26 protein-coding genes are annotated in these 25,695 nt (G+C 69.5%); 8 read left to right on the forward strand and 18 right to left on the reverse strand.

What is annotated here, in order from left to right:
* Positions 1 to 109 precede the first annotated feature (109 nt).
* The 4 genes from PMI14_RS13150 to gcl are packed head-to-tail and all read right to left on the reverse strand — an operon-like array spanning position 110 to position 4,917.
* Positions 110 to 1,390 (reverse strand): glycerate kinase, encoded by a 1,281-nt coding sequence (locus tag PMI14_RS13150; RefSeq protein ID WP_007855058.1) that lies wholly within the window; start codon positions 1,388 to 1,390, stop codon positions 110 to 112.
* Entirely contained in the window at positions 1,390 to 2,298 is a 909-nt protein-coding gene (gene glxR, locus PMI14_RS13155; protein ID WP_007855059.1) for a 2-hydroxy-3-oxopropionate reductase, read from the reverse strand. Before glxR ends, PMI14_RS13150 begins: the two co-directional genes overlap by 1 nt.
* Before the next feature lie 19 nt (positions 2,299 to 2,317).
* Positions 2,318 to 3,100: a hydroxypyruvate isomerase gene (gene hyi, locus PMI14_RS13160; protein WP_007855060.1), complete on the reverse strand. Its 783-nt coding sequence runs from the start codon at positions 3,098 to 3,100 to the stop codon at positions 2,318 to 2,320.
* A 20-nt stretch (positions 3,101 to 3,120) separates the two neighbouring features.
* Positions 3,121 to 4,917, reverse strand: coding sequence for a glyoxylate carboligase (gene gcl, locus PMI14_RS13165; RefSeq protein WP_007855061.1), 1,797 nt, complete (start codon positions 4,915 to 4,917; stop codon positions 3,121 to 3,123).
* Positions 4,918 to 5,060: 143 nt separating this feature from the next.
* Here gcl and PMI14_RS13170 point away from each other — a divergent pair, with 143 nt between their 5' ends.
* Together PMI14_RS13170 and PMI14_RS13175 are read left to right on the forward strand one after the other, a co-directional pair.
* Positions 5,061 to 5,984, forward strand: coding sequence for a LysR family transcriptional regulator (locus tag PMI14_RS13170; RefSeq protein WP_007855062.1), 924 nt, complete (start codon positions 5,061 to 5,063; stop codon positions 5,982 to 5,984).
* A 65-nt stretch (positions 5,985 to 6,049) separates the two neighbouring features.
* A complete protein-coding gene (locus tag PMI14_RS13175; RefSeq protein ID WP_007855063.1) occupies positions 6,050 to 7,216 on the forward strand; it encodes a pyridoxal phosphate-dependent aminotransferase in 1,167 nt (388 codons plus the stop codon).
* A gap of 6 nt (positions 7,217 to 7,222) precedes the next feature.
* Here the strand turns inward: PMI14_RS13175 and maiA are convergent, their stop codons facing one another.
* Genes maiA through PMI14_RS13205 form a run of 6 tightly spaced genes read right to left on the reverse strand, consistent with a single transcriptional unit; the run spans position 7,223 to position 12,079 of the window.
* Positions 7,223 to 7,876 carry a maleylacetoacetate isomerase gene (gene maiA / locus PMI14_RS13180; protein ID WP_007855064.1) on the reverse strand — a complete coding sequence of 218 codons (654 nt, stop codon included), beginning with the start codon at positions 7,874 to 7,876 and terminating at the stop codon, positions 7,223 to 7,225.
* 24 nt (positions 7,877 to 7,900) lie between these two features.
* Positions 7,901 to 8,227, reverse strand: a complete 327-nt coding sequence (locus PMI14_RS13185) for a non-heme iron oxygenase ferredoxin subunit (protein WP_007855065.1) — start codon at positions 8,225 to 8,227, stop codon at positions 7,901 to 7,903.
* Positions 8,228 to 8,238: 11 nt separating this feature from the next.
* Complete coding sequence (locus tag PMI14_RS13190) at positions 8,239 to 8,709, reverse strand: nuclear transport factor 2 family protein (RefSeq protein WP_007855066.1); 471 nt, start codon at positions 8,707 to 8,709, stop codon at positions 8,239 to 8,241.
* Position 8,710: 1 nt separating this feature from the next.
* Positions 8,711 to 9,973 carry an aromatic ring-hydroxylating dioxygenase subunit alpha gene (locus PMI14_RS13195; RefSeq protein WP_007855072.1) on the reverse strand — a complete coding sequence of 421 codons (1,263 nt, stop codon included), beginning with the start codon at positions 9,971 to 9,973 and terminating at the stop codon, positions 8,711 to 8,713.
* A gap of 40 nt (positions 9,974 to 10,013) precedes the next feature.
* Entirely contained in the window at positions 10,014 to 11,066 is a 1,053-nt protein-coding gene (gene gtdA / locus PMI14_RS13200) for a gentisate 1,2-dioxygenase (protein ID WP_007855074.1), read from the reverse strand.
* Positions 11,067 to 11,083: 17 nt separating this feature from the next.
* On the reverse strand, positions 11,084 to 12,079 hold the full coding sequence (locus PMI14_RS13205) for a 2Fe-2S iron-sulfur cluster-binding protein (protein WP_007855076.1): 996 nt from the start codon (positions 12,077 to 12,079) through the stop codon (positions 11,084 to 11,086).
* 142 nt (positions 12,080 to 12,221) lie between these two features.
* Here PMI14_RS13205 and PMI14_RS13210 point away from each other — a divergent pair, with 142 nt between their 5' ends.
* A complete protein-coding gene (locus tag PMI14_RS13210; RefSeq protein ID WP_007855077.1) occupies positions 12,222 to 13,160 on the forward strand; it encodes a LysR family transcriptional regulator in 939 nt (312 codons plus the stop codon).
* On the opposite strand, the gene PMI14_RS13215 is transcribed toward PMI14_RS13210, so the two are convergent.
* Positions 13,154 to 13,978: an IclR family transcriptional regulator gene (locus PMI14_RS13215; protein WP_007855079.1), complete on the reverse strand. Its 825-nt coding sequence runs from the start codon at positions 13,976 to 13,978 to the stop codon at positions 13,154 to 13,156. The two genes, PMI14_RS13210 and PMI14_RS13215, sit on opposite strands and share 7 nt — an antisense overlap.
* A gap of 178 nt (positions 13,979 to 14,156) precedes the next feature.
* On the opposite strand from PMI14_RS13215, the gene PMI14_RS13220 reads away from it, so the two are divergent.
* Together PMI14_RS13220 and PMI14_RS13225 are read left to right on the forward strand one after the other, a co-directional pair.
* Positions 14,157 to 15,188: a TRAP transporter substrate-binding protein gene (locus tag PMI14_RS13220; RefSeq protein ID WP_007855081.1), complete on the forward strand. Its 1,032-nt coding sequence runs from the start codon at positions 14,157 to 14,159 to the stop codon at positions 15,186 to 15,188.
* Between the two features lie 9 nt (positions 15,189 to 15,197).
* Positions 15,198 to 15,881: a hypothetical protein gene (locus PMI14_RS13225; RefSeq protein WP_007855083.1), complete on the forward strand. Its 684-nt coding sequence runs from the start codon at positions 15,198 to 15,200 to the stop codon at positions 15,879 to 15,881.
* A gap of 21 nt (positions 15,882 to 15,902) precedes the next feature.
* Here the strand turns inward: PMI14_RS13225 and PMI14_RS13230 are convergent, their stop codons facing one another.
* A complete protein-coding gene (locus PMI14_RS13230; RefSeq protein ID WP_007855085.1) occupies positions 15,903 to 16,694 on the reverse strand; it encodes a fumarylacetoacetate hydrolase family protein in 792 nt (263 codons plus the stop codon).
* 131 nt (positions 16,695 to 16,825) lie between these two features.
* On the opposite strand from PMI14_RS13230, the gene PMI14_RS13235 reads away from it, so the two are divergent.
* Positions 16,826 to 17,746, forward strand: coding sequence for an AraC family transcriptional regulator (locus PMI14_RS13235; protein WP_007855087.1), 921 nt, complete (start codon positions 16,826 to 16,828; stop codon positions 17,744 to 17,746).
* Positions 17,747 to 17,749: 3 nt separating this feature from the next.
* On the opposite strand, the gene PMI14_RS13240 is transcribed toward PMI14_RS13235, so the two are convergent.
* Genes PMI14_RS13240 through PMI14_RS13255 form a run of 4 tightly spaced genes read right to left on the reverse strand, consistent with a single transcriptional unit; the run spans position 17,750 to position 21,944 of the window.
* Positions 17,750 to 18,754 (reverse strand): Ldh family oxidoreductase, encoded by a 1,005-nt coding sequence (locus tag PMI14_RS13240; protein ID WP_157405892.1) that lies wholly within the window; start codon positions 18,752 to 18,754, stop codon positions 17,750 to 17,752.
* A gap of 20 nt (positions 18,755 to 18,774) precedes the next feature.
* Positions 18,775 to 19,770 (reverse strand): tripartite tricarboxylate transporter substrate binding protein, encoded by a 996-nt coding sequence (locus tag PMI14_RS13245; RefSeq protein ID WP_007855090.1) that lies wholly within the window; start codon positions 19,768 to 19,770, stop codon positions 18,775 to 18,777.
* Positions 19,771 to 19,811: 41 nt separating this feature from the next.
* On the reverse strand, positions 19,812 to 20,969 hold the full coding sequence (locus PMI14_RS13250) for a CaiB/BaiF CoA-transferase family protein (RefSeq protein WP_007855092.1): 1,158 nt from the start codon (positions 20,967 to 20,969) through the stop codon (positions 19,812 to 19,814).
* Positions 20,970 to 20,993: 24 nt separating this feature from the next.
* The gene (locus PMI14_RS13255) at positions 20,994 to 21,944 is read right to left on the reverse strand and encodes a hydroxymethylglutaryl-CoA lyase (RefSeq protein ID WP_007855094.1); all 951 of its coding nucleotides are present in this window, start codon (positions 21,942 to 21,944) and stop codon (positions 20,994 to 20,996) included.
* A gap of 132 nt (positions 21,945 to 22,076) precedes the next feature.
* On the opposite strand from PMI14_RS13255, the gene PMI14_RS13260 reads away from it, so the two are divergent.
* Positions 22,077 to 22,997, forward strand: coding sequence for a LysR family transcriptional regulator (locus PMI14_RS13260; RefSeq protein WP_007855096.1), 921 nt, complete (start codon positions 22,077 to 22,079; stop codon positions 22,995 to 22,997).
* On the opposite strand, the gene PMI14_RS13265 is transcribed toward PMI14_RS13260, so the two are convergent.
* Together PMI14_RS13265 and argC are read right to left on the reverse strand one after the other, a co-directional pair.
* Positions 22,982 to 23,965 carry a 2-dehydropantoate 2-reductase gene (locus PMI14_RS13265; RefSeq protein ID WP_007855098.1) on the reverse strand — a complete coding sequence of 328 codons (984 nt, stop codon included), beginning with the start codon at positions 23,963 to 23,965 and terminating at the stop codon, positions 22,982 to 22,984. The genes PMI14_RS13260 and PMI14_RS13265 overlap by 16 nt on opposite strands.
* Positions 23,966 to 24,069: 104 nt before the next feature.
* Positions 24,070 to 25,011, reverse strand: a complete 942-nt coding sequence (gene argC, locus PMI14_RS13270; protein ID WP_007855103.1) for an N-acetyl-gamma-glutamyl-phosphate reductase — start codon at positions 25,009 to 25,011, stop codon at positions 24,070 to 24,072.
* 109 nt (positions 25,012 to 25,120) lie between these two features.
* Between argC and PMI14_RS13275 the strand changes: the two genes are divergently transcribed.
* Positions 25,121 to 25,695: LysR family transcriptional regulator (locus PMI14_RS13275; RefSeq protein ID WP_007855104.1), on the forward strand; the 575-nt coding region annotated here is incomplete at its 3' end.

Here is a 25,695-nt window from a genome sequence, read left to right on the forward strand (position 1 = left end):
TTGCGGGAGGGGTGTTGGGGCAGGTCAGGCAGAGCATGCCGGAATCTTAGGCCCCCGGCCGCCAGCCCGCCATGCGCGCGCAAGACGACCGAGGATCAGAATCGGACATTCACTTCGCGTCGATCACGATGGCGCGGAAGTCGTTCACATTGGTCAGCGTGGGTCCGGTCACCACCGCGTCGCCGAGCGCGCCGAAGAAGCCGTGGCCATCGTTGCGTGCCAGTGCATCGGCGGGCCGGATGCCCAGTGCCTGTGCGCGCTGCAGCGTGGTGGGGGTGAGCTGGGCGCCAGCGATCTCCTCCTGCCCATCCACGCCATCGGTGTCGCCCGCCAGCGCATGGATGCGCGGGTGGCCCTGCAGCGCCAGCGCCATGGACAGCAGGCATTCCACATTGCGCCCGCCGCGCCCGTCGCCGCGCACCGTGACCGTGGTCTCGCCGCCCGAGAGCAGCACGCAGGGCGCGGCAAAGGGCTGGCCGCGCTGCGCCACCTGCAGCGCGATGCCGGCCAGCACCCGGCCGACGTCGCGCGCTTCGCCCTCCAGCGCATCGCCCAGGATGTACGGCGTGTAGCCGGCCTGGCGCGCCACTTCGGCAGCGGCCTCTAGGGCCATCTGGGGCGTGGCCACCATGCGCACCGCGCTGCGGGCCAGATGCGGATGGTCGGGTGGGGGCGATTCGCCCTGGCCCGACTCCAGCAGCTCGCGCACGGCGGGTGGCAGCGCAATGCCGTAGCGGCGCACGATGCCGAGCGCGTCGGCGCAAGTCGTGGGGTCGCCCACCGTGGGGCCGGAGGCGATGTCCATGGGCGCATCGCCGGGCACGTCCGACAGCAGCAGCGTGAACACGCGCGCCGGGTGGCAGGCCAGCGCGAGCCGCCCGCCCTTGATGGCCGAGAGGTGGCGCCGCAGGCAGTTCATCTCGGCGATGGTGGCGCCCGACTGCAGCAGCGCGCGGTTCACCTCCTGCTTCATGGCCAGGGTGATGCCGGGCAGCGGCAGGGGCAGCAGCGCCGAGCCGCCGCCAGAGATGAGGCACAGCACCAGGTCGTCCTCGCGCAGCCCGGCCACGGTGCCGAGCATGCGATGTGCCGCCGCCATGCCGGCGGCATCGGGCACGGGGTGGGCGGCCTCCATGATCTCGATGCGCCGGCAGGGCACAGCGTAGCCATAGCGCGTGACCACCAGGCCCGAGAGCGGTCCGTCCCAGTGGTCTTCCACCGCGCGTGCCATCGCGGCCGAGGCCTTGCCCGCGCCGATCACCACCAGGCGGCCCGTGCCCAGGTCCTGCCAGGACGGCAGCTGTGGTGGCACGCACCGCGCAGGCTGCGCGCTGGCGATGGCTGCGTCGAACATGCGGCGCAGCAATTGCTGCTGGGGCGTGGCCGCCATCAGCGGGCCGGCGCCTGGCCGATCTCGAAATGCGCCAGGGTCTCCAGCGCGCGCACCAGGGCCGAGTGGTCCCAGGCCGCGCCGCCCTGCGCCACGCAGCTGTTGAACAGCTCCTGCGCCGTGGCGGTGTTGGGCAGGGCCACGCCCAAGGCGCGCGCGCTGGCCAGGGCCAGGTTCAGGTCCTTCTGGTGCAGCTCGATGCGAAAGCCCGGGTCGAAGGTGCGGCGCAGCATGCGCTCGCCATGCACTTCGAGGATTTTGGACGAGGCAAAACCGCCCATCAGCGCCTGGCGCACGCGCGCCGGGTCGGCGCCGGCCTTGGCAGCGAACACCAGGGCCTCGGCCACCGCCTCGATGTTCAGGGCCACGATGATCTGGTTGGCCACCTTGGCGGTCTGCCCGTCGCCGTTGCCGCCCACCAGGGTGATGTTCTTGCCCATCAGCTCGAACAGGGGCTTGATGCGCGCGAAAGCAGCGTCCGGCCCGCCCACCATGATGGACAGCGTGGCGTTCTTCGCGCCCACTTCGCCGCCCGAGACCGGCGCATCCAGGTAGTCGCAGCCCAGGGCGTTGATGCGCTGCGCGAAGTCCTTGGTGGCGATGGGCGAGATGGAGCTCATGTCCACCACGGTCTTGCCCTTGGTCAGGCCGGCGGCCACGCCGCTCTCGCTGAACAGCACGTCTTCGACATGCGGGGTGTCGGGCACCATGGTGAAAGTGATGTCGGCACGCTCGGCCACGCCGCGCGCGGTGACGCACTGGGTGGCCCGGCTTTCGGCGATGGCGGGAGGCACGCGGCCGCGGGTGTGCACGAAGAGCTGGTGGCCGGCCTGGATCAGGTGCTGCGCCATGGGCGCGCCCATGGTGCCCAGGCCGATGAAACCGATCTTGAGGGAGCTGGTGGTCATTGGAAGGTGTCCTTGAAAATCATGCGTGGGTCAGGGCCGTGCGCCAGCCCAGGCCGGCCTCGGTGGTGGTGGCGGGTTTGTATTCGCAGCCGATCCAGCCCGTGTAGCCGATGGCGTCGATGTGTTTGAAGAGCCATGGGTAATGGATCTCGCCGGTGCCCGGCTCGTTGCGGCCCGGGTTGTCGGCCAGCTGGATGTGGCCTATGCGCGCCAGGTGCTTGCGCAGCGTGACGGCCAGCTCGCCCTCCATGCGCTGGGCGTGGTAGATGTCGTACTGCACGAAGGCGTTGCCCGCATCCACCTCGTCCAGCAGGCTCAGCGCCTGGGCCGTGGTGCTCACGAAAAAGCCCGGGATGTCGTAGGTGTTGATGGGCTCTATCAGCAAGCGCAGCCCGGCCTGGCGCAGCGCCTGCGCGGCAAAGCGCAGGTTCTCCACCAGCGTGCGGTGCAGCAGCGCCGGGTCCGCACCTTCGGGCGCCTTGCCGGCCAGGCAGTTGAGCTGCTGCACACCCAGGGCCTGGGCATAGGCGATGGCCTGCGCCACGCCGTCGCGGAACTCCCCCTCGCGCCCCGGCAGGCAGGCGATGCCGCGCTCGCCCGCACCCCAGTCGCCTGCGGGCAGGTTGTGCAGCACCAGCTGCAGGCCATGGGCGTCGAGCTGGGCACGGATCTCCTCGGCCGGCCAGGCGTAGGGGAACAGGAACTCGACGGCGGTGAAGCCCGCACGTGCGGCGGCGCCGAAGCGGTCGATGAAGGGCAGCTCGGTGAAGAGCATGGTCAGGTTGGCGGCAAAGCGGGGCATGTCGGTCTTTCGTTCAGTATTCAATCCAGCAGGCCGGCGAGTTCCAGCCCGGCGTGGCCGCCGGGGTGGCGGCAATCGATGTCCTCGAACTCGTTGACCTTGTCGATCTCGGTGCCCATGGCGATGTTGGTGACCTTCTCCAGGATCACCTCCACGACCACCGGCACCCGGTGCTCACGCGCCAGGGCTAGGGCTTCGGTAAGGGCTCTGGCGATCTTCTCGGGGTCGGTCACGCGCAGCGAGCGGCAGCCCAGGCCCTGCACCACGGCCTGGTGGTCCACGCCATAGCTGCGCAGGTCGCCCTCGCCCGGCGCCACGTTCTGGTTCTCGAAGGCCAGCTGCACGCAGTAGTCCATGTCGAAGCCGCGCTGGGCCTGGCGGATCAGGCCCAGGTAGCTGTTGTTCACCAGCACCTGCACATAGGGCAGGTTGAACTGCGCGCCCACGGCCAGCTCTTCCATCAAAAACTGGAAGTCGTAGTCGCCCGACAGCCCCACCACCGTGCGCGTGGGGTCGGCCGCCACCACGCCCAGTGCGGCCGGAATGGTCCAGCCCAGCGGGCCGGCCTGGCCGCAGTTGATCCACTGGCGCGGGCCGTAGACGTGCAGGAACTGCGCGCCCGCGATCTGGCTCAGGCCGATGGTGCTCACGTAGATGGTGTCGCGCGGCAGCACGGCATTCATCTCCTCGTACACGCGCATGGGCTTGATGGGCGTCTCGGTGAAGTGCGACTTGCGGTGCATCAGCGCCTTGCGCTCGGCGCAGCGGCCGGCCCAGTCGCTGCGCTCGGGCAGGCCGCGGGCATCCCGGCGCTCGCGCGCCACCTGCACCAGGAGCTGCAGCGCAGCGCGCGCATCGCTGACGATGCCGAAGTCGGGGTTGAACACGCGGCCGATCTGCGTGGGCTCGATGTCGATGTGCACGAACTTGCGCCCCTTGCAGTACACCTCGGGCGAGCCGGTGTGCCGGTTGGCCCAGCGGTTGCCGATGCCCATCACGAAGTCGCTGGCCAGCAAGGTGGCGTTGCCATATCGGTGGCTGGTCTGCAGGCCGCACATGCCGGCCATCAGCGGGTGGTCGTCGGGCAGGGTGCCCCAGCCCATCAGGGTGGGGATCACGGGCACGCCGGTCAGCTCGGCAAACTCCACCAGCAGGTCCGAGGCATCGGCGTTGATGATGCCGCCACCGGCCACGATCAGCGGGCGCTCGGCAGCTTCCAGCATGTCCAGCGCCTTTTCCACCTGCCGGCGCGTGGCGGCGGGCTTGTAGACCGGCAGCGGTTCGTAGGTGTCGATGTCGAATTCGATCTCGGCCATCTGCACGTCGAAGGGCAGGTCGATCAGCACCGGACCGGGCCGGCCCGAGCGCATCAGGTGGAAGGCCTGCTGGAAGGCGCGCGGCACCAGGGCCGGCTCGCGCACCGTCACGCTCCACTTGGTGACCGGCTTGGAGATGGACTCGATGTCCACCGCCTGGAAGTCTTCCTTGTAGAGGCGGGCGCGTGGCGCCTGGCCGGTGATGCACAGGATGGGAATGCTGTCGGCGATGGCCGAGTACAGGCCGGTGATCATGTCGGTGCCGGCCGGCCCGCTGGTGCCCACGCACACGCCGATGTTGCCGGCTTTGGCGCGGGTGTAGCCCTCGGCCATGTGCGAGGCGGCCTCCACGTGGCGGGCCAGGATGTGGGTCAGCGACTGGCGCTCGCGCAGCGCGGCGTAGAGCGGGTTGATCGCTGCGCCGGGCACGCCGAACAACTGCGTGATGCCCTCCTTTTCCATCACCAGAACGGCGGCCATGGCGGCCTTCATTGTTGCCATTGCGGGGTCTCCTGTCGGGGTTGAGTAATTGGTGGACTGGATGCTCCGCCCAATGGCCACCGCCCGGAACCCGCATCCAGGGCATTAGCGTTATTCCCTTTTGGAATGCAATCGGCCGCAGGGCGCTGCCGATAATCGATTCCATGGATCGCCTTCTCGGAGTCAAACTGTTCGTGCGCGTGGTCGACCTGGGCTCGTTCAGCAAGGCCGCGGCCGAGATGGGCGTGGGCCAGCCCTCGGCCACCAAGCTCGTGGCCCAGCTCGAAAAGCAGCTGGGCTCGCGCCTGCTGCACCGCAGCACGCGCGGCGTGTCGCCCACCGAGATCGGCCGCCTGTACTACGACAAGTGCAAGCTCATCACCCACCATGTCGAAGAGGCCGAGACCGTGGCCGCGTTGCTGCAGTCGCAAGTGCAGGGCGGGCTGCGCATCAGCACCTCGGTGGCCTTCGGGCGGCGCGTGCTGGTGCCGCTGGTGATGCGTTTCATGCGCGAGAACCCGCGCCTGCAGATCGACCTGGTCTTCGAGGACCGCTATGTGAACCTGGTGGAGCAGGGCATCGACGTGGCCATCCGCATGGGGCGCCTGGCCGATTCGACGCTGGGCGCGCGCTACCTGGGGCTCAACCCCTGGGTGCTGGTGGCGTCCGGAGACTACCTGGCGCAGCGCGGCACGCCGGCCACGCCGGAAGACCTGGCTCGGCACGATGCGCTGATTTACAGCACCGTACAGGGCGATGCGCGCTGGCATTTCAGCAATGGCACGGGCGTGGCGCATGCGGTGCCGGTGGCGGGCCCGCTGCGCTCCAACAACCTCTCGGCCCTGCTGGCGGCCACGCGCGGCGGCATGGGCGTCGCGGCGCTGCCGACCTACGTGGCGCATGGCTCGCTGGCAAGCGGTGCCGTCGTGCCGCTGCTGCCCGGCTGGACCCTGCCGCCGCAGGAGATCCATGCCGTCTATCCCTCGCCGCGCATGGTGCCGGCCAAGGTGGTGAGCTTCATCGAATGGCTGCAACTGCAGATGGGCGAGCGCTGGTGGGAGATACAAAGCGGCGATCAGGCACCTTGAAAAGAAGCTACGCTTGCAGTCCCTTCACCGATTTGCTGCGGGCATACCACCGCCGTTTCCTGACCATGCGTGAGACCATCCAGACCCTCGAACCTTCCATGATCCGCGAGGTCGCCAATGCCGGCCTGGGGCGCGACGATGTGCTGGCCTTCTGGTTCGGCGAGAGCGACGAGGTCACGCCCGAGGTGGTGCGCAACGCCGCCATCGCATCGCTGCAGCGCGGCGAGACCTTCTACAGCCACAACCTGGGCCTGCCTGCGCTGCGCGAGGCGGTGGCGCGCTACACCAGCGCCCTGCACCCGGCGGTGGACGCGGGCCGCATCGCGATCACCTCGGGCGGCGTGAGCGCGCTCATGCTGGCCGTGCAGACCCTGGTGGATGCGGGCGACGAGGTGGTGGTGGTCACGCCGGTGTGGCCCAACCTGGTGGCGCAGCCGGTGATCCTGGGCGCGCGCGTGCGCACCCTGCCGCTGACTCCCGCCGATGGGCAGTGGACGCTGGACCTGGATGCCCTGTGCCGGGCCGTGACCGCCCAGACCCGGCTGCTCATCCTCAACGCCCCCAACAACCCCACGGGCTGGACGCTCACCCGCGCGGAGCAGCAGCGCATCCTGGACCACTGCCGCAGCACGGGCACCTGGATCCTGGCCGACGAGGTCTACGAGCGCCTGTACTACGAACCCACCGAGAACCGCTGCGCGCCGAGCTTTCTCGACATCGCCAGCGCCGACGACCGGCTGGTGGTGGCGCACAGTTTTTCCAAGAGCTTCCTCATGACCGGCTGGCGCCTGGGCTGGCTGGTGCTGCCGCCCGTGCTGGTGGACGGCATCGCCAAGGTCATCGAGTTCAACACCTCGTGCGCCAGCGTGTTCACCCAGCGCGCCGGCCTGGCCGCGCTGGAGCACAGTGCCGACATCACGCCGCGCGTGGTGGCCCACCTGCAGACCTGCCGCGACACCCTGGTGCCGCTGCTGGCCCAGCTGCCGGGCGTGAAGGTGGCGGCGGCGCGCGGCGGCATGTACGCCTTCTTCCAGATCGAGGGCGTCACCGACTCCCTCGCGCTGGCCAAGCGCCTGGTGGCCGAGGCCGGCCTGGGCCTGGCACCGGGCAATGCCTTCGGCGCCGAGGCGCAGGGCTGGCTGCGCTGGTGCTTTGCCTCCCAGGACCCGGCACGCCTGGTCGAAGGTGTGCGCCGCCTGCGCGCCTGGCTGGAGGCCAACCCGGTGCGCTGATCCCGGCTACTGGGCGTCAGCCTGTTGGGACGGATGCGCCTGCTGGAAGGCCGGCAGCGCCTGGCAGCGCCCGTCGATGGCGACGAGCGTGGGGTAGGGCGACAGATCCACCTCGAAGCGGCGGGCATTGAAGATCTGCGGCACCAGGCAGCAGTCCGCCAGGGTGGGCGTGTCGCCAAAGCAGAACGGCCCGGCGCCGCTGCCGGGGGCCGTGAGTTCGGTCTCCAGCGCCGCAAAGCCCTCGGCGATCCAGTGCTTGATCCAGTCGCTCTTGGCGGCATCGGCCACGCCCAGGGTACCGCTCAGGTACTTGAGCACGCGCAGGTTGTTGAGCGGGTGGATCTCGCAGGCGACCACCAGCGCAAGCTGGCGCACGCGCGCGCGGTCGGCCGCCGCAGCGGGCAGCAGGGGTGTGCCGGGGTACTGCTCTTCCAGGTATTCGAGGATGGCCAGCGACTGGCTCACGCGCATGCCGTCCTCGCCGAACACCGGAACCAGGCCCTGTGGGTTGATGGCCTTGTACTCGGGCTTCAGGTGCTCGCCCCCGTCGCGCACCAGGTGCACGGGGATCTGGGTGGCCGTGAGGCCCTTGAGGTTGAGCGCGATGCGCACCCGGTAGGCGGCCGAGCTGCGGAAGTAGGTGTAGAGAATGCGGTCCATGGCAGAGATGATAGTGCGCGGCTTTCAGTCCAGGGCCAGGTAAACCCGTCCAGCTTCGATGCGCACGGGGTAGGTGCGCACGGCATCGGTCACGGGCTGGCAGGTGGGCGCGCCGGTGCGCACGTCGAACTTGCCCTGGTGCAGCGGGCATTCGATCTCGTGGTCATCGAGAAAGCCGTCGCACAGCCGGGCATGGCCGTGGGTGCACAGGTTGTCGGTGGCGTAGACCGTGCCCTCCACGCCGTAGAGCGCGATGTCGCGCCCGTCGACGGCCAGGGCTATCACGTCGTCCTGCGGCACGTCGTCGAACGCGGCCGCATCGGTCCATTGCAGGGTGGTGGTGTCGCTCATGCTGGAACTCTCTAGATGGGGTAGATGATCGAGTTGGGGATCATTTCGCTGTCGTAGACAACGAGCTTCTTCGCAAACTTCAGGCCTTCGGGCGTGCGCACCACCTCGTCGATGTAGCGGCCCGTGTTGAATACCGTGGACACCTGCGAGAGCTTGGTGCGCAGCACGGCGTAGTTGGCCTCGCAGTGGATGCGCTCGCCGTCGAGAGTCCGCACCACCGGCGCGCCGATGATGTGGCGCTGGTAGTAGGGGTCGTGGAACAGGGTTTCCTTGATGCCGTAGACCCGGTCCCGCAGCATGCCCTTGCTCTCGAAAGACAGCGTGGCCAGCGGAAAGCCACGCTCATGGTTCTCGCGCGGCTGCAGGCGGTAGCTGCAGTCGTCGGTGAAGAAGCCGGGCCACAGGTCCCAGTCGCCCGAGTCGACGGCGCTCGCGTAGTCGGCATAGAGCTGGGTCAGGGCGTAGTAGGTGGTGAAGTCCATCTCAGTCCTCCATCACTTCGCGCCAATACTGGTACATGCCGCGGATCAGCGTCTCGGTGACCATGTGGTCGGTGTCGCCCACCTCGCGCCCGCCCAGTTCGGCCAGCGCGCGGTGAAAAGGCTTTTGCTCGAAGCCCTGCTGCGAGAACTCGATCACCTCTCCATCGTCGGCCGAGACAAAGCCCGCCGGGCCGAACAGGTTGGCCTGGCGCAGCCGGCGCTGGGTCATCTCCTCGGTGTCGTCCGCGAAGCCGAAATGCGTCCACACGAAGTCGAAAGCGCCATGGCCTGCGGGCTGGATGTGGCGCGTGGAGACGCTGTTGACCTGCTGCTGCAGGATCACGCTGGGGAACAAGGTCATCATCACCGCCGTGGGCCCGCCCCACCAGGGCTCGGGCACGATGTCGAGGAAGCGCGGGTCTTCGAGTTGCATGCTTTCCTTGAAGCTCGACACCTGCGTGACCTGGCCGGCCTTGCCTGCCTGCCCACGCGTCGAGACCATGGCCGCATGGCGGTGGCGCGCGTCCATCCTGAGCTCGCTCTTGTTGTCCGCACGCCAGAGCCCGAAGGTTACGAACCAGGTGTGCAGCAGCCCGGGGTGGTAAGGGTCCTTGATGTTCTCCTGCATCAGCTTCCAGTTGCCGGGGATGCGCTGGCGGCTGTAGCCCAGCAGGGTGAGCTGGCGGCCGTTGAACAGGCGGTCGAAGTAGGCCAGGATCTCGGGGCCGAGGAAATCCTCGAACGGTTCCACGGAGTGGTCGAACGATGCGAACACCACACCGCCGCGCGTGGCCACCTTGAGCCGGTTGAGCCCGTGGTCGGCGGGGTTGAAGTCGGCCGGCATGCCGCCGTGGACCTTGCCGTCCTGCTTCACACCGCGGCGAAACGGCACGCCCTGCAACTCGCCCTTGAGGCTGTAGTTCCATTGGTGGTAGGGGCAGACCAGCTCCTTGCGGTTGCCCGAGCGCTCGCGGCAGAACTGCATGCCGCGGTGGGCGCAGACGTTCTCGATCACGTTGATGCCGCCCTCGGCATCACGCACCATGACCACCGAGCGTTCGCCGATCGCCGTGCGCTTGAAGTCGCCCGCGTTGGGGATCTCGGCTTCGAGGCCCACATAGCACCAGTGCTTCTGGTAGAAGAAGCGTTCTAGCTCCTTGCGGTGCAGTTCCTCGTCGGTATAGACCTTGAAGGGCACGCGGCTGGTGCCCGGGCCCTCCCACCGGGCCTGCGTCGGGAAGATGGTGTGGGGTTCGCTGCTCATGGCTGTCTCCTTGTTTCTTGTGGTGGGCGGTGCCGCGGTATCACAGCCGCTCCTCGCGCCACAGGCCCAGGGCCTTCTGTACCGGACGGTCCGAGTACGAGAAGAGCATGGTGTCGGCCCGCGCGCGCAGCGCCAGCGTGTGCCAGGATGGCACCACGAACACATCACGCTCCTCGAAGGGGTGGACCTGGCCCTCGATCTCGGCCTCGCCCCCGCCCTCCAGGCACACATACACCGTGCCATCGGTGCAGCGGCAGGGCCGGGTGACAAAGCCGGCCGGCAGCCTCTGGGCGAAGGTGCCCAGGGTGGGCATGGGCGATGCGCCCGTGGCCGGGTTCACGAAGCGCTGCTTGAAGCCCCGATGCGCATCGGGCGTGCCATGGGACAGGGCGAGCAGCGCCGCCCGCGTCTGCGCGTAGGGGTAGATGAACAGCCGGGTCGGATCGCCAGGACGCGGGCTGTCTTCGTCCACGGGCAGCATGTTGGCGCCGTAGCGCGCCAGGGCGTCGCCCTCGGGCCGCTCCACGCCCTGTGACCGCTCCAGGGACTTTTCGGCAAAACCCGCATCCAGGAAGCGCACCAGCGGAATATCGAGACCATCGAGCCAGACCACGGGCTCGCTGCCCAGGTTGCCATGGTCGTGCCAGGTCCAGGCCGGGGTGATGATGAAGTCGCCTCGGTGCATGGTCACGCGCTCGCCGTTCACTGCCGTGTAGGCGCCTTCACCGTCGAGCACCAGGCGCAGGGCCGACTGGGTGTGGCGGTGCGCGGGCGCCACCTCGCCCGGCAGGATGAGCTGCAGCCCCGCATACAGCGACTGCGTGATGCACGACTGCCCGCGCAGGCCCGGGTTCTCCAGGATCAGCACGCGGCGCTCGGCCTCCTCGGCGCTGATCAGCCGGCCTGCTTCCATCACCTGGTCGCGCACGGCCGCGTAAGACCAGTGGTGCGCCACGGCGGGCGAGCGCGGCCGGGGCGGCACCAGCGCGCCCAGCACCTCCCACAGCGGGGTCATGCTGTCGCCACCGATGCGCTCGTAGTAGGCCTTGCGGGCGGCCAGGGTCTCTGCGGAATGGGTGTGGGGCTGTTCCATGGGGCTTCCTTGTGCGTTCAGGTGCCGCTGGCGTAGAAGGCGTCGGCATACACGTGCTCGGGCAGCACGCCCAGTCGGCGCACCAGCAGCGCGGTGGCCTCCACCATCGGTGGCGCGCCGCACAGGTAGGCGCGAAAGCCGGCCAGTCTCGGCCAGTCCTTGGCGATGGCCTCGGTGACCAGGCCCGTGCGGCAACCCGGCACGCGGCCCGAGGCCAGCACGGTGTGCACCGTGAGGGCAGGGTGCTCGCGCTGCAGCGCGGCCAGCCAGTCCATGCCGTAGACATCGCGCTCCGAGCGCACGCCGAAGTACAGGTGCACCGGGTTGCGCATGCCGGCCGCGAGCGCACCGCGCACGATGGACAAAATGGGCGCCAGGCCCGTGCCGCCCGCCACGCAGAGCATGGGCCCGTCGTGCCGGCGCCGCAGGTAGGCGGAGCCCAGTGGGCCGCTCACGCGCACCGCGTCACCCACCTTCAGCTCCCGGGCGATGTAGCCCGTCACGCGCCCCTCGGGCACCAGCCGCACGTGGAACTCCAGCCCGCCATCACCGGCCAGGCCCGCCATCGAGTAGGGGCGCACATGCGCGGGCGTGAACTGCAGCTGCGCGTACTGGCCCGGCGAGAAATCGAGCGGCTTGGCTGGCAGCAGCCGCAGGCGCTTGATGTCGTGGGTGGCATCCTCGATGGCGAGCACGGTGGCCTTGAGGGTGCGCGCGGTGTGCACCACCACCTCGTCGGGCTCGGCGATCTCTACCGTGCAGGGCTCGGTCACGAAGGTCTGGCAGGCCAGCACATAGCCGGCATCGCCATCGGTGGCAGCGCCCAGGGGGCGCTGGGCCTCGCGGCCCGATTCAAGCACCTCGCCTTGCACCACCTTGCAGCGGCAGGTGCCGCAGCGCCCTGCCATGCAGCTGTACGACACGGGCACGTCGTTCGCGCGCAGGGCCTCCAGCAGGTTCACGCCGGCCGTGGCTTGCAGGGTGCGCCCCAGCGGGCGGACGTGGATTTCCATCGTGCGTTGTCTCTTCTTCGTTCTGGATCGCGGTGCTCCCTGCGGGAGTCATGGCCGCGATGATCCGGGCCCCTTGAAAATCAGTCAACGCAATGGGGTGAATGTTGAATATCATTGAAATCAATATTCATCGGGGCAGGCCATGGAGCTCAAGGACATCGATCTCAATTTGCTGGTGGTCTTCAACCAACTGCTGGCCGAGCGCAAGGTCTCCAAGGTGGCGGAGAACCTGGGCCTGGGCCAGCCTGCGGTGAGCAATGCCCTGGCGCGCCTGCGCCGGCTGTTCGATGACGAGCTGTTCCTGCGCACCGCCAGCGGCATGCAGCCCACGCCGTTCGCCGAGCAACTGGCCGAGTCGGTGGGCTATGCGCTGGGCATGATCCATGGCGCGGTGAATGCGCGCAACGCCTTCGATCCCGCCAGCAGCCAGCGCAGCTTCACGGTGGGCATGACCGACATCGGGGAGATCTATTTCCTGCCGCAGCTCATGCAGCGCATCGGCGAGCTGGCGCCGGGTGTGGCCATCAGCACCGTGCGCAACACCGCGGTCAACCTCAAGGACGCGATGGAGGCCGGCCAGGTGGACCTGGCCATCGGCCTGTTGCCGCAGCTCAAGGCCGGCTTCTTCCAACGCCGGCTGTTCGAGCAGGACTACGTGGTGCTGCTGCGCCAGGGCCACCGGCTCGCGCAGCGCCGGCAGTTGCGTGCGGTGGACTTCTTTGCGGCCGAGCATGTGGCCGTCGTCTCGGCCGGCACCGGCCACGGCCAGGTCGACGAGATCCTGGACAAGCATTCCCCCGAGCGGCGCGTGAAGCTCAAGGTGCCGCACTTCGTGGCCATCGGCCACATCCTGCAGTCCACCGACCTCATCGCCACCGTGCCCGAGCGCCTGGCCGGGCGCATGGTGGAGCCCTTCGGCCTGGTGGCGCGCCCGCACCCGGTCAAGCTGCCGCGCATCGCCATCAACCTGTTCTGGCACGCCAAGTACCACAAGGACCCTGCGAACCAGTGGCTGCGCACGCTGGTCTTCGACCTGCACTCGGACTATGCGGGCCGGGCGCAAGGGCCGGCGCTTCAGTAGCGGTCGTCCTCGTCGCTGCCGTTGCCCCAGGTGCCCACGTTGGCGGACTTGAGCAGCGGCGAGGCCTGGCCCGCCATGGCCAGCTCGTCCGCGGCGGCCATGAGCTCGGGGCCGAAGCGGGCCATGCTCTTGGCCGTGAGCCGGGCCGAGGGGCCGGCGATGACCAGCACGCCCGTGGTGGGCTCGCCCTTGCGGCGCACGGGGGCCGCCATGGAACTCATGCCGGGCGCATAACCATCCTGGATCAGGCTGTAGCCGCGTTTGGCATGCGCGCGCAAGGCCGTCTGCAGCGCCTTGAGCGTGGTGGGCGCGTTGGGCCCGAACTGGCGCGGGCTGCCCAGGCCCTGTTTGGACACGCGTGCGGCGGCCTCGTCTTCGGGCAGGGTCATGAGCCAGGCATGGCCTGCGGCGCTGCACGACAGGCGCAGGTCGATGCCCATGTCCGGGTCGTACAGCAGGCCCGACTTGGCGCCCTGGGCCTTGGCCACCAGGGTCAGCCGCTCGCCGTCGACGATGGCCAGGCGCACGAGTTCCTCGGTGGTGCGCGCGAGCCGGTCGATCACGGGCTGGGCGATGTCCACCACGCCCGAGCGGCTCAAAAAGCTCAGCCCCATCGAGGCCATCTTGGTGGTGAGCGCGTAGTCGCCCTTGTGCGGCATCTGGCGCACGTAGCCATAGCCGATGAGCTCGTGCAGCGTGCGGTGGCAACCGCTGCGCAGCATGTTGAGCTCGGTGGAGATGCGCGCCAGCGCCACGCCATCGGGGTGCGCGACCAGGTATTCCAGGATGGCCAGGGATTTTTCGAGCGCTCCGCTCATGGGGTCTCCTTCGGGTGGATGGCCACGATCATACGCAGGCTTTCAGAATTTGAATGAGTTGTAAATGTTGAATGACGTTCAGAAAATGCGAATACCATGCGCCGTCGCACCGCGAAGAACGCCCCGTTGAAGGCGCGCCGCAGCGATCACCTCCCAAGACAGAAAGGAAGAGACAAGCATGACCACATCGAACCTGCGCCGCGCGGCGCTGGCCACCATCGGCGCCCTGGCCCTTGCCTGCACCACACCTTCGGCGCTGGCCCAGGACATCAAGGAGCGCAACCTCAAGTTCGCCTTCAGCCTGGCCAAGGACCATCCGCTCGGGCAGGGCGCGCAGAAGTTCGCCGACCTGGTTGCGCAAAAGAGTGGCGGCAAGATCAAGGTCACGCTGTTCGCCAACGCCGTGCTCGGCAGCGACACGCAGAACCTGTCGGCCGTGCGCGGCGGTACGCTCGACTTCGCCTCCATGGCCACGGGCCTGCTCGCGGGCATCGACAAGCAGTTCATGGTGTTCGACTTTCCTTTCCTGTTCGACAGCCCGCAGGAGGCCTATGGCCTGGCCGACGGCCCGGTAGGCACCCGGCTGCAGGCGGGCCTGGCGGCGCACGGCATTGTCGGCATGGGCATCTGGGACCTGGGCTTTCGCAACATGACCAACAGCAAGCGCCCCATCGCGCGGCACGAGGACCTGCAGGGCCTCAAGCTGCGCGTGATCGCCTCGCCGATCTACCTGGACATGTTCAACACCCTGGGCGCCAACCCCGTGCCCATGACCTTCGGCGAGGTCTACGGCGCGCTGGAGTCCAAGGCCATCGACGGCCAGGACAACCCGGTGGGCGTGATCGAGTCGGCCAAGTTCGCCGAGGTGCAGAAGTACCTCTCGCTCACGCGCCACGTCTATACCGGCATGCCCGTGCTCATGAGCAAGAAGACCTGGGACGGCATGTCCGAAGCCGAGCGCAAGCTCATCACCGACGCCGCCAACGAGGCGAAACAGGAGGAGCGCCGCATCGCCCAGGCCAAGGAGGCCGAGTCCATCACCAACCTGCGCAAGACCATGCAGGTCAACGATGTGGCGCCAGCCGAGCTCGCGCGCTTGCGCCAGAAGGTGCAGCCCGTGGTCGACAAGTTCGCCAAGGAAGTTGGCGAGCCGCTGATGACCCAGGTCAACGCCGAGCTCGCGCGCATGCGCGGCGCCGGCAACAAGTGAGGGCCGGCCATGGCACTGTTGGGGCAGGCCGCCCTGGCTATGTGGTGGGACATCGCGCCCGAGCGGCGTGCCGAGTTCGAGGACTGGCACACGCATGAACACTTCCCTGAGCGCATGGGCATCCCCGGCTTCCACCGGGGCTCGCGCTGGTCCGCGGTGGATGGCGGCGAGGGTTTTTTTGTGCTGTACGAGCTGGCGGCGTACGAGACCTTGTTCTGTGATGCCTACCTGGAGCGCCTGAACGCGCCCTCGCCCTGGTCCACGCAGATGATGCCGCACCACCGCCACATGGTGCGCAGCCAGTGCCGCGTGCTGGAAAGCCGCGGCGGCGCGCTGTCACGGTATGCGCTCACGCTGCGGCTGTCGCCGGCCGAAGGTGCTGCGGATCGCCTGCGCGGCCATCTGGGTGGGCTCGCGGGGTTGCTGGTGTCGCGCCCCGGCACCACTGCGGGCCACCTGCTGCGGAACCAGACCCCGCAGATCGCGGCCACCACCGAGCAGCAGATCCGCGGCGGCCCCGATCCGGCAGCCGACTGGGTCTTCATCGCCTGCGGGTACGACCGGGCGGCGCTGCAAGCGCTGGCAGGCACTGGGCTGTCGGAGGCTGCGCTGGTGGCCGCCGGCGCGCAGGCCGGCGCGCTGCGCGGCCTCTATGCACTGGCGCACTCCAACACGGCGCAGGACCTGGGTTAGCGGCCCCGCAGCGCGCGGAGGTCAGACGATGCGCAGCTTCAGGTTGGGGAAACGGTCGATGTGGATCTCGATCTCGTCGCCCTTGACCACCGGGCCCACGTTCTCGGGCGTGCCCGAGTAGATGATGTCGCCGGGCTTGAGCTCGAAGGCACGTGACAGGCGGCTGATCTGCTCGGCCACCGACCAGATCATGTGCTGCAGGGTGGCGCTCTGCTTGGTGGTGCCGTTGACCTTGAGCCAGATGTCGCCATCCTTGATGTGGCCCACCTGGCTCACGGGATACAGCGGCCCCACGGGCGCGGACTGATCAAACGCCTTGCCGATCTCCCAGGGCTTCTTCTGGTCACCCATCTCGCGCTGCAGGTCGCGGCGTGTCATGTCCAGGCCCAGCGAATAGCCGAACACATGGTCCAGTGCCTTCTCGACCGGGATGTCGCGCCCGCCTTTCGAGAGGGCCACGACCAGCTCCACCTCGTAGTGGTAGTTCTTGGTGAGGGTGGGGTAGGCATGGTCTGCCACCACGCCGGGCTGCACGAACTGGATCGCGTCGGCCGGCTTCTGGAAGAAGAAGGGTGGTTCGCGCGTCGGGTCCGAGCCCATCTCGCGCGCATGGGCCGCGTAGTTGCGGCCGATGCAGTACACGCGGCGCACGGGAAACACCTGGTCGCTGCCCACGATGGGAATCGTGGTCTGCGGCAGGTCGAAGGGGGTGGCGGCCGCTTTGCTGGCGCCTGCGGGCAGGGCGCAGCCGGCGACCGCGCCGGTGGCGAGGAGGGCGGAGTGGGTCAAGATGTTGCGTCGGGGTTGGTCCATGGGCTTTGTCTCCTGGTGGCTGTTGTCGTGTGCACAGCGATTGTTGGTGCCTGCGACCGCCGCAACTTGCACGCAGCTACGCCGAAACTGGACACAGCCACACGCCACTGTGAGGCAGCTACCATTGGCGCATGCCCGCGCCGCCCCGACCGAACGCCCATGCCCGCCTGTACGGCATGCAGGAGCGCGCCGAGCACTTGGACTTCGACATCCGCTTCCAGGGCGCGCGCGACGTGCTCAGCCGTCCGCACCGGCACGAGTATTTCCAGATCCAGGTGAGCCTGGAAGGCGGCGACCGGCAGGTGGTGGGCACGGCCACCAGGACCTTCGGCACGGGCACGCTGAGCTTCGTGCTGCCCTACCGCATGCACGTGGTGCCGCACCCCGTGGGCGCGCGCTATGCCATCATCAACTTCGACCAGCGCTTTCTCTGGCCCGAGCTCGACGTGCCCGCGCTCGACCTGGAGGACGTGGGCATGGCCCAGCACCCGGAGCTGGCGCCCTTCCTGTTCCAGGAGCAGCTGGACTTCGTGTTCGGCCCCGAGGACTTCGCGCAGATCCGCCGGTGGCTTGATGCCCTGGTGGCGCACAACCAGCCGCGCACCTTGGGCTCGGCGGCCAGCATCCGCGGCACCCTGCTGCAGCTGCTGGGCCTGGCCTGCACGCGCTTTGCCGCCGACCTGCACGCCCAGGCCGCGCGCCACCACCGGCAGGGTGGCGTGCACCACGATGCGCTGCAGCGCGCGCTGCGCCACCTGCGTGAGCATTCGCACGAGGACCTTTCGCTCACCGACACGGCCACGGCCGTGGCGCTGTCGCCCAATTACCTCGCGCACCTGCTCAAGAAACAGACTGGGCGCACCTTCACCGAGCTGCTCACCGAGCGGCGCCTGGAGCATGCGCGCGAGCTGTTGGCCGGCTCCGACACGCTGATCCGCGAGATCGCGCACCAGAGCGGCTTCCATGACGAGGCCTACTTCAGCCGCCGCTTCCGGCAGGACGTGGGCTTGACCCCGCGCCAGTTCCGCCAGCAGGCCCGCAGCCGGGGGTGAGCCTCAGGCGGGCAGGGTGTGGCCCGTGCGTTCGCCCAGGGTCTGAAGCTCGGCGCGCAAACCCGCAGGCAGTGGAATGCCATCACGGCTGCGCTGCTGCTCGCACATGGCCTGGCGCTGGCCCGGGTAGCGCACGCCCGGGCCGCCGGCCGACAGGTAGGTCTGCAGCCAGGCGGACACGCTGGCATCGAAGGTCTCGCGCCCGGTGGTCAGCGCCGGGTTGACCACCAGGGCGAAGGCGCTGGCATTCGCCGCGGACCCTGCCGTGCCGGTGACCGCATCCGGCGCCGACGCAATACCGCCCATGCTCGCTGCCAGGCACTCCACCAGCATGGCCAGGCCCAGGCCCTTGTGGCCGGCAATCGGCTGCATGGCGCCTTGCAGCGCCCGCACCGGGTCGGTGGTGGGCTGGCCGTCGGGCCCCAGGGCCCATTCGGAAGGGATGGCCGCCTGGCCCTCGCGCACGGCCTGGGCCGCATGGCCGCGCGCCACCACGCTGTTGGCCATGTCGAACACCAGGGGCGCTCGGCCCGCAACCGGCAGGGCAAACGCCAGGGGGTTGTTGCCGATCACCGGGCCGCTGGCGCCTGGCAGGGCCATCACCGGTGGCGTGCGCTGGCACAGGAAGGCGAAGAAGCCTTGCTCTGCCGCGGCCGCCACGTACGCGGACAGCGCGCCCAGGTGCCCCGTGGCGCGCACATGGCAGGCCACCAGCGGCTGCTGGCGCGCCCGCGCCATGGCTTGCTCGAAGGCATGGTGGGCCACCACCTGGCCCAGGCCGCCCTGGCCATCGCAGCGCAGCCAGCCAGGGCCTGCCTCTTCGGTGCGGGGGGTGGCGTGTGCGTTCACCTCGCCGCTGGCCAGCCGGTCCACATAGCCGGGCAGGCGCGCGATGCCATGGGTGTCGATGCCGCGCAGGCTGGTGCGCACCAGCAGCCGCGCGGTGAGCGCAGCGTCGGCGCTGTCCACGCCCTGGGTGGCCAGCACTGCGCTGGCCCAGTCCTGCAAGGCAGTTGCATCCGCCGCACTCATTCCACGGTCACACCGGCTTTCTTCACCAGCCGCGCATAGCGATCCTGCTCGGTCTTGAAGAACTGCAGCGAGGCTTCGGGCGACATGGGGTTGATGATGTTCTCCTGCTTGGCCATGGCATCCCGGGTCTCGGGCATGGCGAAGGCTGCCACCACGGCGGCATGCAGGCGCTTGACCTCGGCGGGCGGCAGCTTGGCCGGGCCGACCACGGCGAACCAGCCGGCCACGTCCACGTCGGGGAAACCCTGCTCGGCAATGGTCGGCAGGTCGGGCAGCGAGGCCACGCGCTGCTTGCCCATGATGCCGATGGCGCGCAGCGCGCCGCTCTTGAGCTGGCCCTGCACGGCGGGCAGCGCCACCGCGCCGATCTCGACCTGGCCGCTCATCAAATCCGTGACCATGGGGCCCACACCCTTGTAGGGGATGTGGCGCACCTCCACGCCCGCGGCCTCCATGAACATGGCGCCCGCCAGGTGGATGATGGTGCCGTTGCCCGAAGAGGCGTAGTTGTAGCCATCGGGCTTGGCCTTGAGCAGGGCCTGCAGCTCCTTGGCGTTCTTCGCCGGGATCTTGGGGTTGACCACCAGCACGAAGGGCGTGGCACCGACCACCGAGATCGGCGTGATGTCGCCCACGGCATCGAACGGCATCTTCTTGAACACGCTGGGGTTGACCACGTGGTTGTTGGACACCACGCCCAGCGTGAGCCCGTCGGCTGGCGCGCGCACGATCACCGAGGCGCCGGTGATGCCGCCGGCGCCGGGCAGGTTCTCGATGGCCACAGGCTGGCCGTTCAGCGCCTTGATCAGCTGCGGCGCGGCCGCGCGCATGATGGTGTCCACCCCCGAGCCGGCGCCCACGGGCAGCACCATGCGGATGGGCTTGTCATTGGCGCGCACCGATACGGCAGCGCCGCACAGGGCCAGGCCGGCCAGCCAGAGGGCGGCGCGGCGGTGCGGTTGGAAGGACGGGGTAGAGGTCGTGGCTTTCATGGTGCTTGTCTCCTGTGGTTCTTGTCGATTGCGAAAAGGGGTCAGGCCGGAACCCGGCTGGGCAGGCCGGCGAGGATTTCTTCGGTGTGCTCGCCCACCCGCGGCAGCGGGCGGCGCACGCCGGGGCGGCGCCCGTCCATGCGCAGGGGCAGCAGCACCACGTCGGTGGTGCCGCCGTCCTCGGTCTGCATGGGTACCAGGCCGCCGCTGGCCTTGAGGTGCGGGTCGTCCATCAGCTGGTCCGGGCGCACGATGGGCGCGTAGGGAATGCCGGCGGCTTCCAGCCGGGGGGCCAGGTCCTGCACGCGGTGGTGCTGCAGGATGGCGCCGAGCTTTTGCAGCAGGGCCGGGCGCACGCCCACGCGCAGGGTGTTGGTGGCCAGGGCCGGGTCGGCTGCGAGCTCGGGCGCCTCGATCACGCGGCACAGCGTGAGGAACTGCTTGTCGCTGACCGCGCCGATGAACAGTTGCTCGCCGTCGGCCAGCGTGAACACGTCGTACACGCTCCAGGCCGACACGCGCGAGGGCATGGGCGGTGGCGCCTCGCCCGTCATGGCGAACTGCTGCATGTGCTGGGACGACAGGAACACGCAGTTCTCGAACAGCGCGCTCTGGATCTCCTGGCCGCGGCCGGTGAACTCGCGCTCGCGCAGCGCGGCCAGCACGCCGATGGCGCCGAACATGCCGCCCATGATGTCGTTGACCGAGGTGCCCGCGCGCAGCGGCCGGCCCACGGGCCCCGTCATGTACGACAGGCCGCCCATCATCTGCACCACCTCGTCCAGCGCCAGCCGGTTCTCGTAGGGGCCGGGCATGAAGCCCTTGTGCGTCACGTAGATCAGGCGCGGAAAGCGCTGCGACAGCGTCTCGTAGTCGAGCCCGAAGCCGGCCATCAGCCCGGGGCGGAAGTTCTCCAGCACCACGTCGCACTCTCCGGCCAGTTCGGCCGCGGTGGCGCGGCCGTCCTCGGTGGCGATGTCGATCACCACGCTCTTCTTGTTGCGGTTGAAGGAGCGGAAGAATCCGATCCCCAGGCCCGGCAGCTCGCGCGTCTTGTCGCCGCCGGGCGGCTCGACCTTGATGACCTCGGCCCCCAGGTCGGCCAGCACCATGCCGCAGGTGGGGCCCATGACCATGTGGGTGAATTCGAGGACGCGGACGCCCGTGAGGGGCAGGCGAGGTTCGGGGGTGGGGCTCATGGCAGGTTCCTTGGGCTGTGCAATTCAGGCAGCAATCGCTGCCTGGGGAAAGGTCTTGGGCAGGCCCGCGCGCCACAGGGTGCCGTGCAGCGTCTCGCCGGCCAGCCACCCGGCCACCTGGCTGCGCAGGTCCAGCAACCGGGCGATGTCGATGCCGGTGGCAACGCCCATGCTGCCGAGCAGGTAGGCCAGGTCCTCGGTCGCCACATTGCCGCTGGCGCCGGGCGCATGCGGGCAGCCGCCGATGCCGGCCAGGCAGGCATCGAAGCGGGCCACGCCCACGTCCAGCGCCGCGGCCACATTGGCCAGGCCGAGGCCGCGCGTGTCGTGGAAGTGCCCGCACCAGAAGCGCTCGCCCGCGATGCGCACGGCGTCCTCGAACAGGTCGCGCACCATGGCCGGGTCGGCGTAGCCCACGGTGTCGGCCAGGCTCACACGGTCGGCACCGGCGTCGAGCAGGGCCTGCATCAGGCGCAGCACCTCGGCCTTGTCCACCGTGCCCTGCAGCGTGCAGCCAAAGGCCGTGCCCACGCCGCCTTCGATCAGCGTGCGCGAGCCCGCGGCATCGCGCGCGGCGCGGATGCGCGCCACCTCGGCCACCACCTCGTCGGGCGTCTTGTGCAGGTTGGCCAGGCTGTGCGCGTGGCTGGCCGACAGGGGCACGATCATCAGGTCGGCACCGCCTGCAATCGCACCCTCGGCGCCGCGCAGGTTGGGCACCAGCACCGAGGCGAACAGCCCCGGCAAGGTCTTGGCGTAAGCCAGCAGCTCGGCCGTGTCGGCCAGCTGCGGCAGCAGGCGCGCGGGCACGAAGGACCCCACCTCGATCTCGCGCTGGCCGGCTGCGTGGGCAGCGCGTATCCATGCGCGCTTGTGCTCGGTGGGCAGGATGGTGGCAATGCTCTGCAGGCCGTCGCGCAGGCCGACTTCGCGGATGACGGCAGTGCGCGGCAGGCGCTCGCTCGTGGGGGGCATGGGGTGTCTCCAGGTCGGGCGCACTGCAATGTGGGCCCTCGGATGGGACTGTAGGCATTCCCGATCCATCGATAAAGCGGTATTCTGGAAGCAATAGCGTTCCCGTTGGGAACGGCAGGAGCACCCCTCCCCATGCGCGACCTGGACCTGACCACCCTGCGGCTGTTCGTCGCCGTCTGCGAGGCGCGCAACATCGCCCGCGCCGCGCAGCAGCACCACATCGTGCCCTCGGCCATCAGCAAGCGCCTGGCGTTGCTGGAGCAGACCGTGGGCAACACCCTGATCGAGCGGCGCCGACGCGGCGTGGTGCCCACGGGGGCCGGCGAGATCCTGCTGGAGCATGCCCGGGCCATGCTGGCAGCGGCCGACCGCGTGGGGCGCGACATGGCGGCCTATGGCAATGGCATCACGGGCCAGGTGCGCATACTGGCCTCGGTGTCGTCGATCGCGGAGTTCCTGCCCGACGACATCGCCGCCTTCCTGCAGGTGCCCGCGCACCGCGACATCCGCATCGACATCGAGGAGGCGGTCAGTAGCGAGCTGGTGCGCAGCCTGCGCGAGGGCGTGGTGCCCGTGGGGGTGTGCTGGGATGCGGCCGACCTGGCCGGGCTGCAGACGCGCAGCTACCGGCGCGACCACCTGGCCATCGTCACCCCGCTGTCGCACCCGCTGGCCCGGCGCCGGCGCTGCGCGTTCGAGGACACGCTGGGCTTCGACCAGGTGGGCCTGCCGGCATCGACGGCCGTGCACACCATGCTGGCGCGGGCCGCGGCCATCATCGGGCGGCCCATCAACTACCGGGCGGTGGTCAGCACCTTCGATGCCTCGATGCGCTGCGTGCGCGCCGGCCTGGGCATCGCCGTGGTGCCGCGCGAGGTGGCCGAACCGGTGGCCGCCAGCCTGGGCATCCGCGTGCTGCCGCTCACGGACGACTGGGCCCAGCGGCGCTTCGCCATCTGCTTCAACGATGAAAAGCGGCTCTCACCGGCCGCGCGCATGCTGGTGGAGCACCTGCACCAGGTGGCCCTGGACGAGGCTCAGGCCGCGGGATAAATGCTGCGCACCCGGCCGAAGAGGCGCACCAGGCCCAGCAGGGCATCGATGTTCGGCGAAGGCTCGCCCACGCGGCGGCCGATCTCCTGCACCGCCGCCACGATGGCGTCGATCTCCAGCGCGCGGCCGGCCTCCGCGTCCTGCAGCATCGAGGTCTTGAACGCGCCGAGCTTGCGCGTCACGGCGTGGCGCTCCTCGGGGCTCTGTGCGATCGGGCAGCCGATGTGTGCGCCGATGCGCCCGGCCTCCTGCATGGCGGCGGTGCAGAAGCCGCGCACCAGCTCGTCGTCGAGCAGGCGGTCCACGGTGGCCCCGGTGATGGCCGAGACCGGGTTCATGGTCATGTTGCCCCACAGCTTGTACCAGATGTCGTAGCGCACATCGGCCGAGTGCGTGGCCTCGAAGCCGGCGTGGTTCAGCAGGTCCGCCAGGCGCTGCACGCGCTCCCTGCGGCCGCCACCGGGCTCGCCGATGACCAGGCCCCGGCCCATGCGGTGCTGCACCAGCCCGGGCTCGGGCGTGGAGGTGGCGGCATGCACGACGCAGCCCACCACGTGGTGCAGAGGGATGGCGCTGGCGATGCGCCCGCCCGGGTCCACGCTGGCCAGCGGCTCGCCGCCCCAGCCCGGCAGGCCCTGGCAGAACCACCAGGGAACGCCGTTCATGGCGGGCAGCACCAGCGTCTCGGGCCCCAGCAGCGGGGCGATGCCCTGCGCCACGCCCGCCAGTGCCGGGCCCTTGACGGCGATGACCACCAGGTCCTGCACGCCCAGGTCCGCCGGCCGGTCCGTGGCGTGCGCTGGCGCCTGCACCAGCCCGTCCGCGGTCTGCAGGCGCCAGCCGTGGTGGTTGAGCGCGGCCAGCGTGGCGCCGCGCGCCACGGCACTCACCTGGGCACCGCCGGCCGCCGCCAGCCTGGTGCCGATGAATCCGCCGATGGCGCCCGCGCCGATGATGCAGACCTTCATGGATGTTGCCTCTGTAGTGGATGAGGCGCGCGAGTCTGCCCGGCTTTGTGGCGCCACACAATCAATCCTTTCTGATCGATTGATTAGCGCAGCTCAACAGTGGCCTACCCCTTGGCCATCTGCGCCAGCATCAGGTCCAGGTTCTGCACGGCCGCACCCGAGGCGCCCTTGCCCAGGTTGTCGAACACCGCGGCCAGCAGCATCTGGCCGTGCTGCTGGTTGGCGAACACGGACAGGCGCAGCTGGTTGCTGCCGTTCAGCGCCTCCGGGTCCAGGTGCTCGGTGGACTCGGCCTCGGCCAGCCCCGTCACCTCCACATGGCGCTGGCCTGCATAGTGCTGCGCCAGGGCCTGGTGGATCTTCTCGGCGCTGGTGCCTGCGGGCAGGCTGCGCAGTTGCAGGGGAATGGTCAGCACGATGCCCTGGCGGAAGGCGCCATAGGCCGGCAGGAAGAAGGGGCGCGCCGACAGGCCGGCGTAGCGCTCGATCTCGGGCGTGTGCTTGTGCGCCAGGCGCAGGCCATAGACCTGGAAGGCGGGCGCCTTTGCTCCTGGGGCCTCGTGCTCCTGCACGCGGGCCCGCCCGCCGCCGGAATAGCCCGACACGGCATGGATCGCCAGGGGGTGGTCCGCGGGCACCAGGCCGGCCTGCACCAGCGGGCGCAGCAGCGCGATGGCGCCCGTGGGGTAACAGCCGGGGTTGGTCACGCGCTTTGCACTGGCGATGCGCTCGGCCTGGCCGGCGTCCATCTCGGGAAAGCCGTAGACCCAGCCGGCATCGGTGCGGTGTGCCGAACTCGCGTCGATCACGCGCACGGCTGGGTTGGTAACCGAGGCGGCAGCCTCGCGCGCCGGGCCGTCGGGCAGGCACAGCACGGCGATGTCGCTGGCGTTGATGGCCTCGGCGCGGCGCGCGGGGTCCTTGCGGTCCTGCTCGGGCAGGGTCAACAGGCGCAGGTCGGTGCGGCCGTGCAGGCGTTCGTGGATCTGCAGGCCGGTGGTGCCCTGGTCGCCATCGATGAAGACGAGGGGTGCGTTGCTGTTCATGCGGGATGCTCCTGGTGCGTGCCAAATGGGGGATGCGCAATCTTCAGGCGCTGCATAGAATTTGAAAAGTTGAATTTCACAAACATATGGATCAGGATTTCTGAACGACATGCGTGAACTGAACCTGGACCGATTGCGCACCCTGGTCACCATCGCCGACCTCGGATCGTTTGCCGAGGCCGCGCGCGTGCTGCACCTGGCGGCCCCCACGGTGAGCCTGCACATGGCCGACCTGGAGGCGCAGGTGGGCGCGCCGCTGCTGCTGCGCAAGCGCGGCGAGGTGCGCGCCACCGGCGTGGGCGAGGCCCTGGTCGAGCGCGCCCGGCGCCTGCTGGCCGATGCCGATGAAACCCTGGCCCTGGTGCAGCGCCAGGTGCAGGGCCTGGCGGGCCGGGTGCGGCTCGGGGCCTCCACCGGCGCCATCGCCCACCTGCTGCCGCAGGCGCTGGAGGTGCTGGGCCGGGAGCACCCGGACATCGACGTGCAGGTGGCGGTGCTGACCTCGCAGGACACCATGGTCCGCCTGGCCGGTGGCACGCTCGATGTGGGCCTGGTGGCGCTGCCCCAGCCCACCGTGCAGGGGGTGCAGGTGGAGCCCTGGCGGCGCGACCCGGTCATGGCCTTCGTGCCCGCCAAGTGGCAGGCGCCGACGCGCGCCACGCCGCACTGGCTGGCGGGCCAGCC

The organism is Acidovorax sp. CF316 (genome assembly GCF_000276605.1).
In the GTDB taxonomy this organism is placed as follows: Bacteria; Pseudomonadota; Gammaproteobacteria; order Burkholderiales; family Burkholderiaceae_C; genus Acidovorax.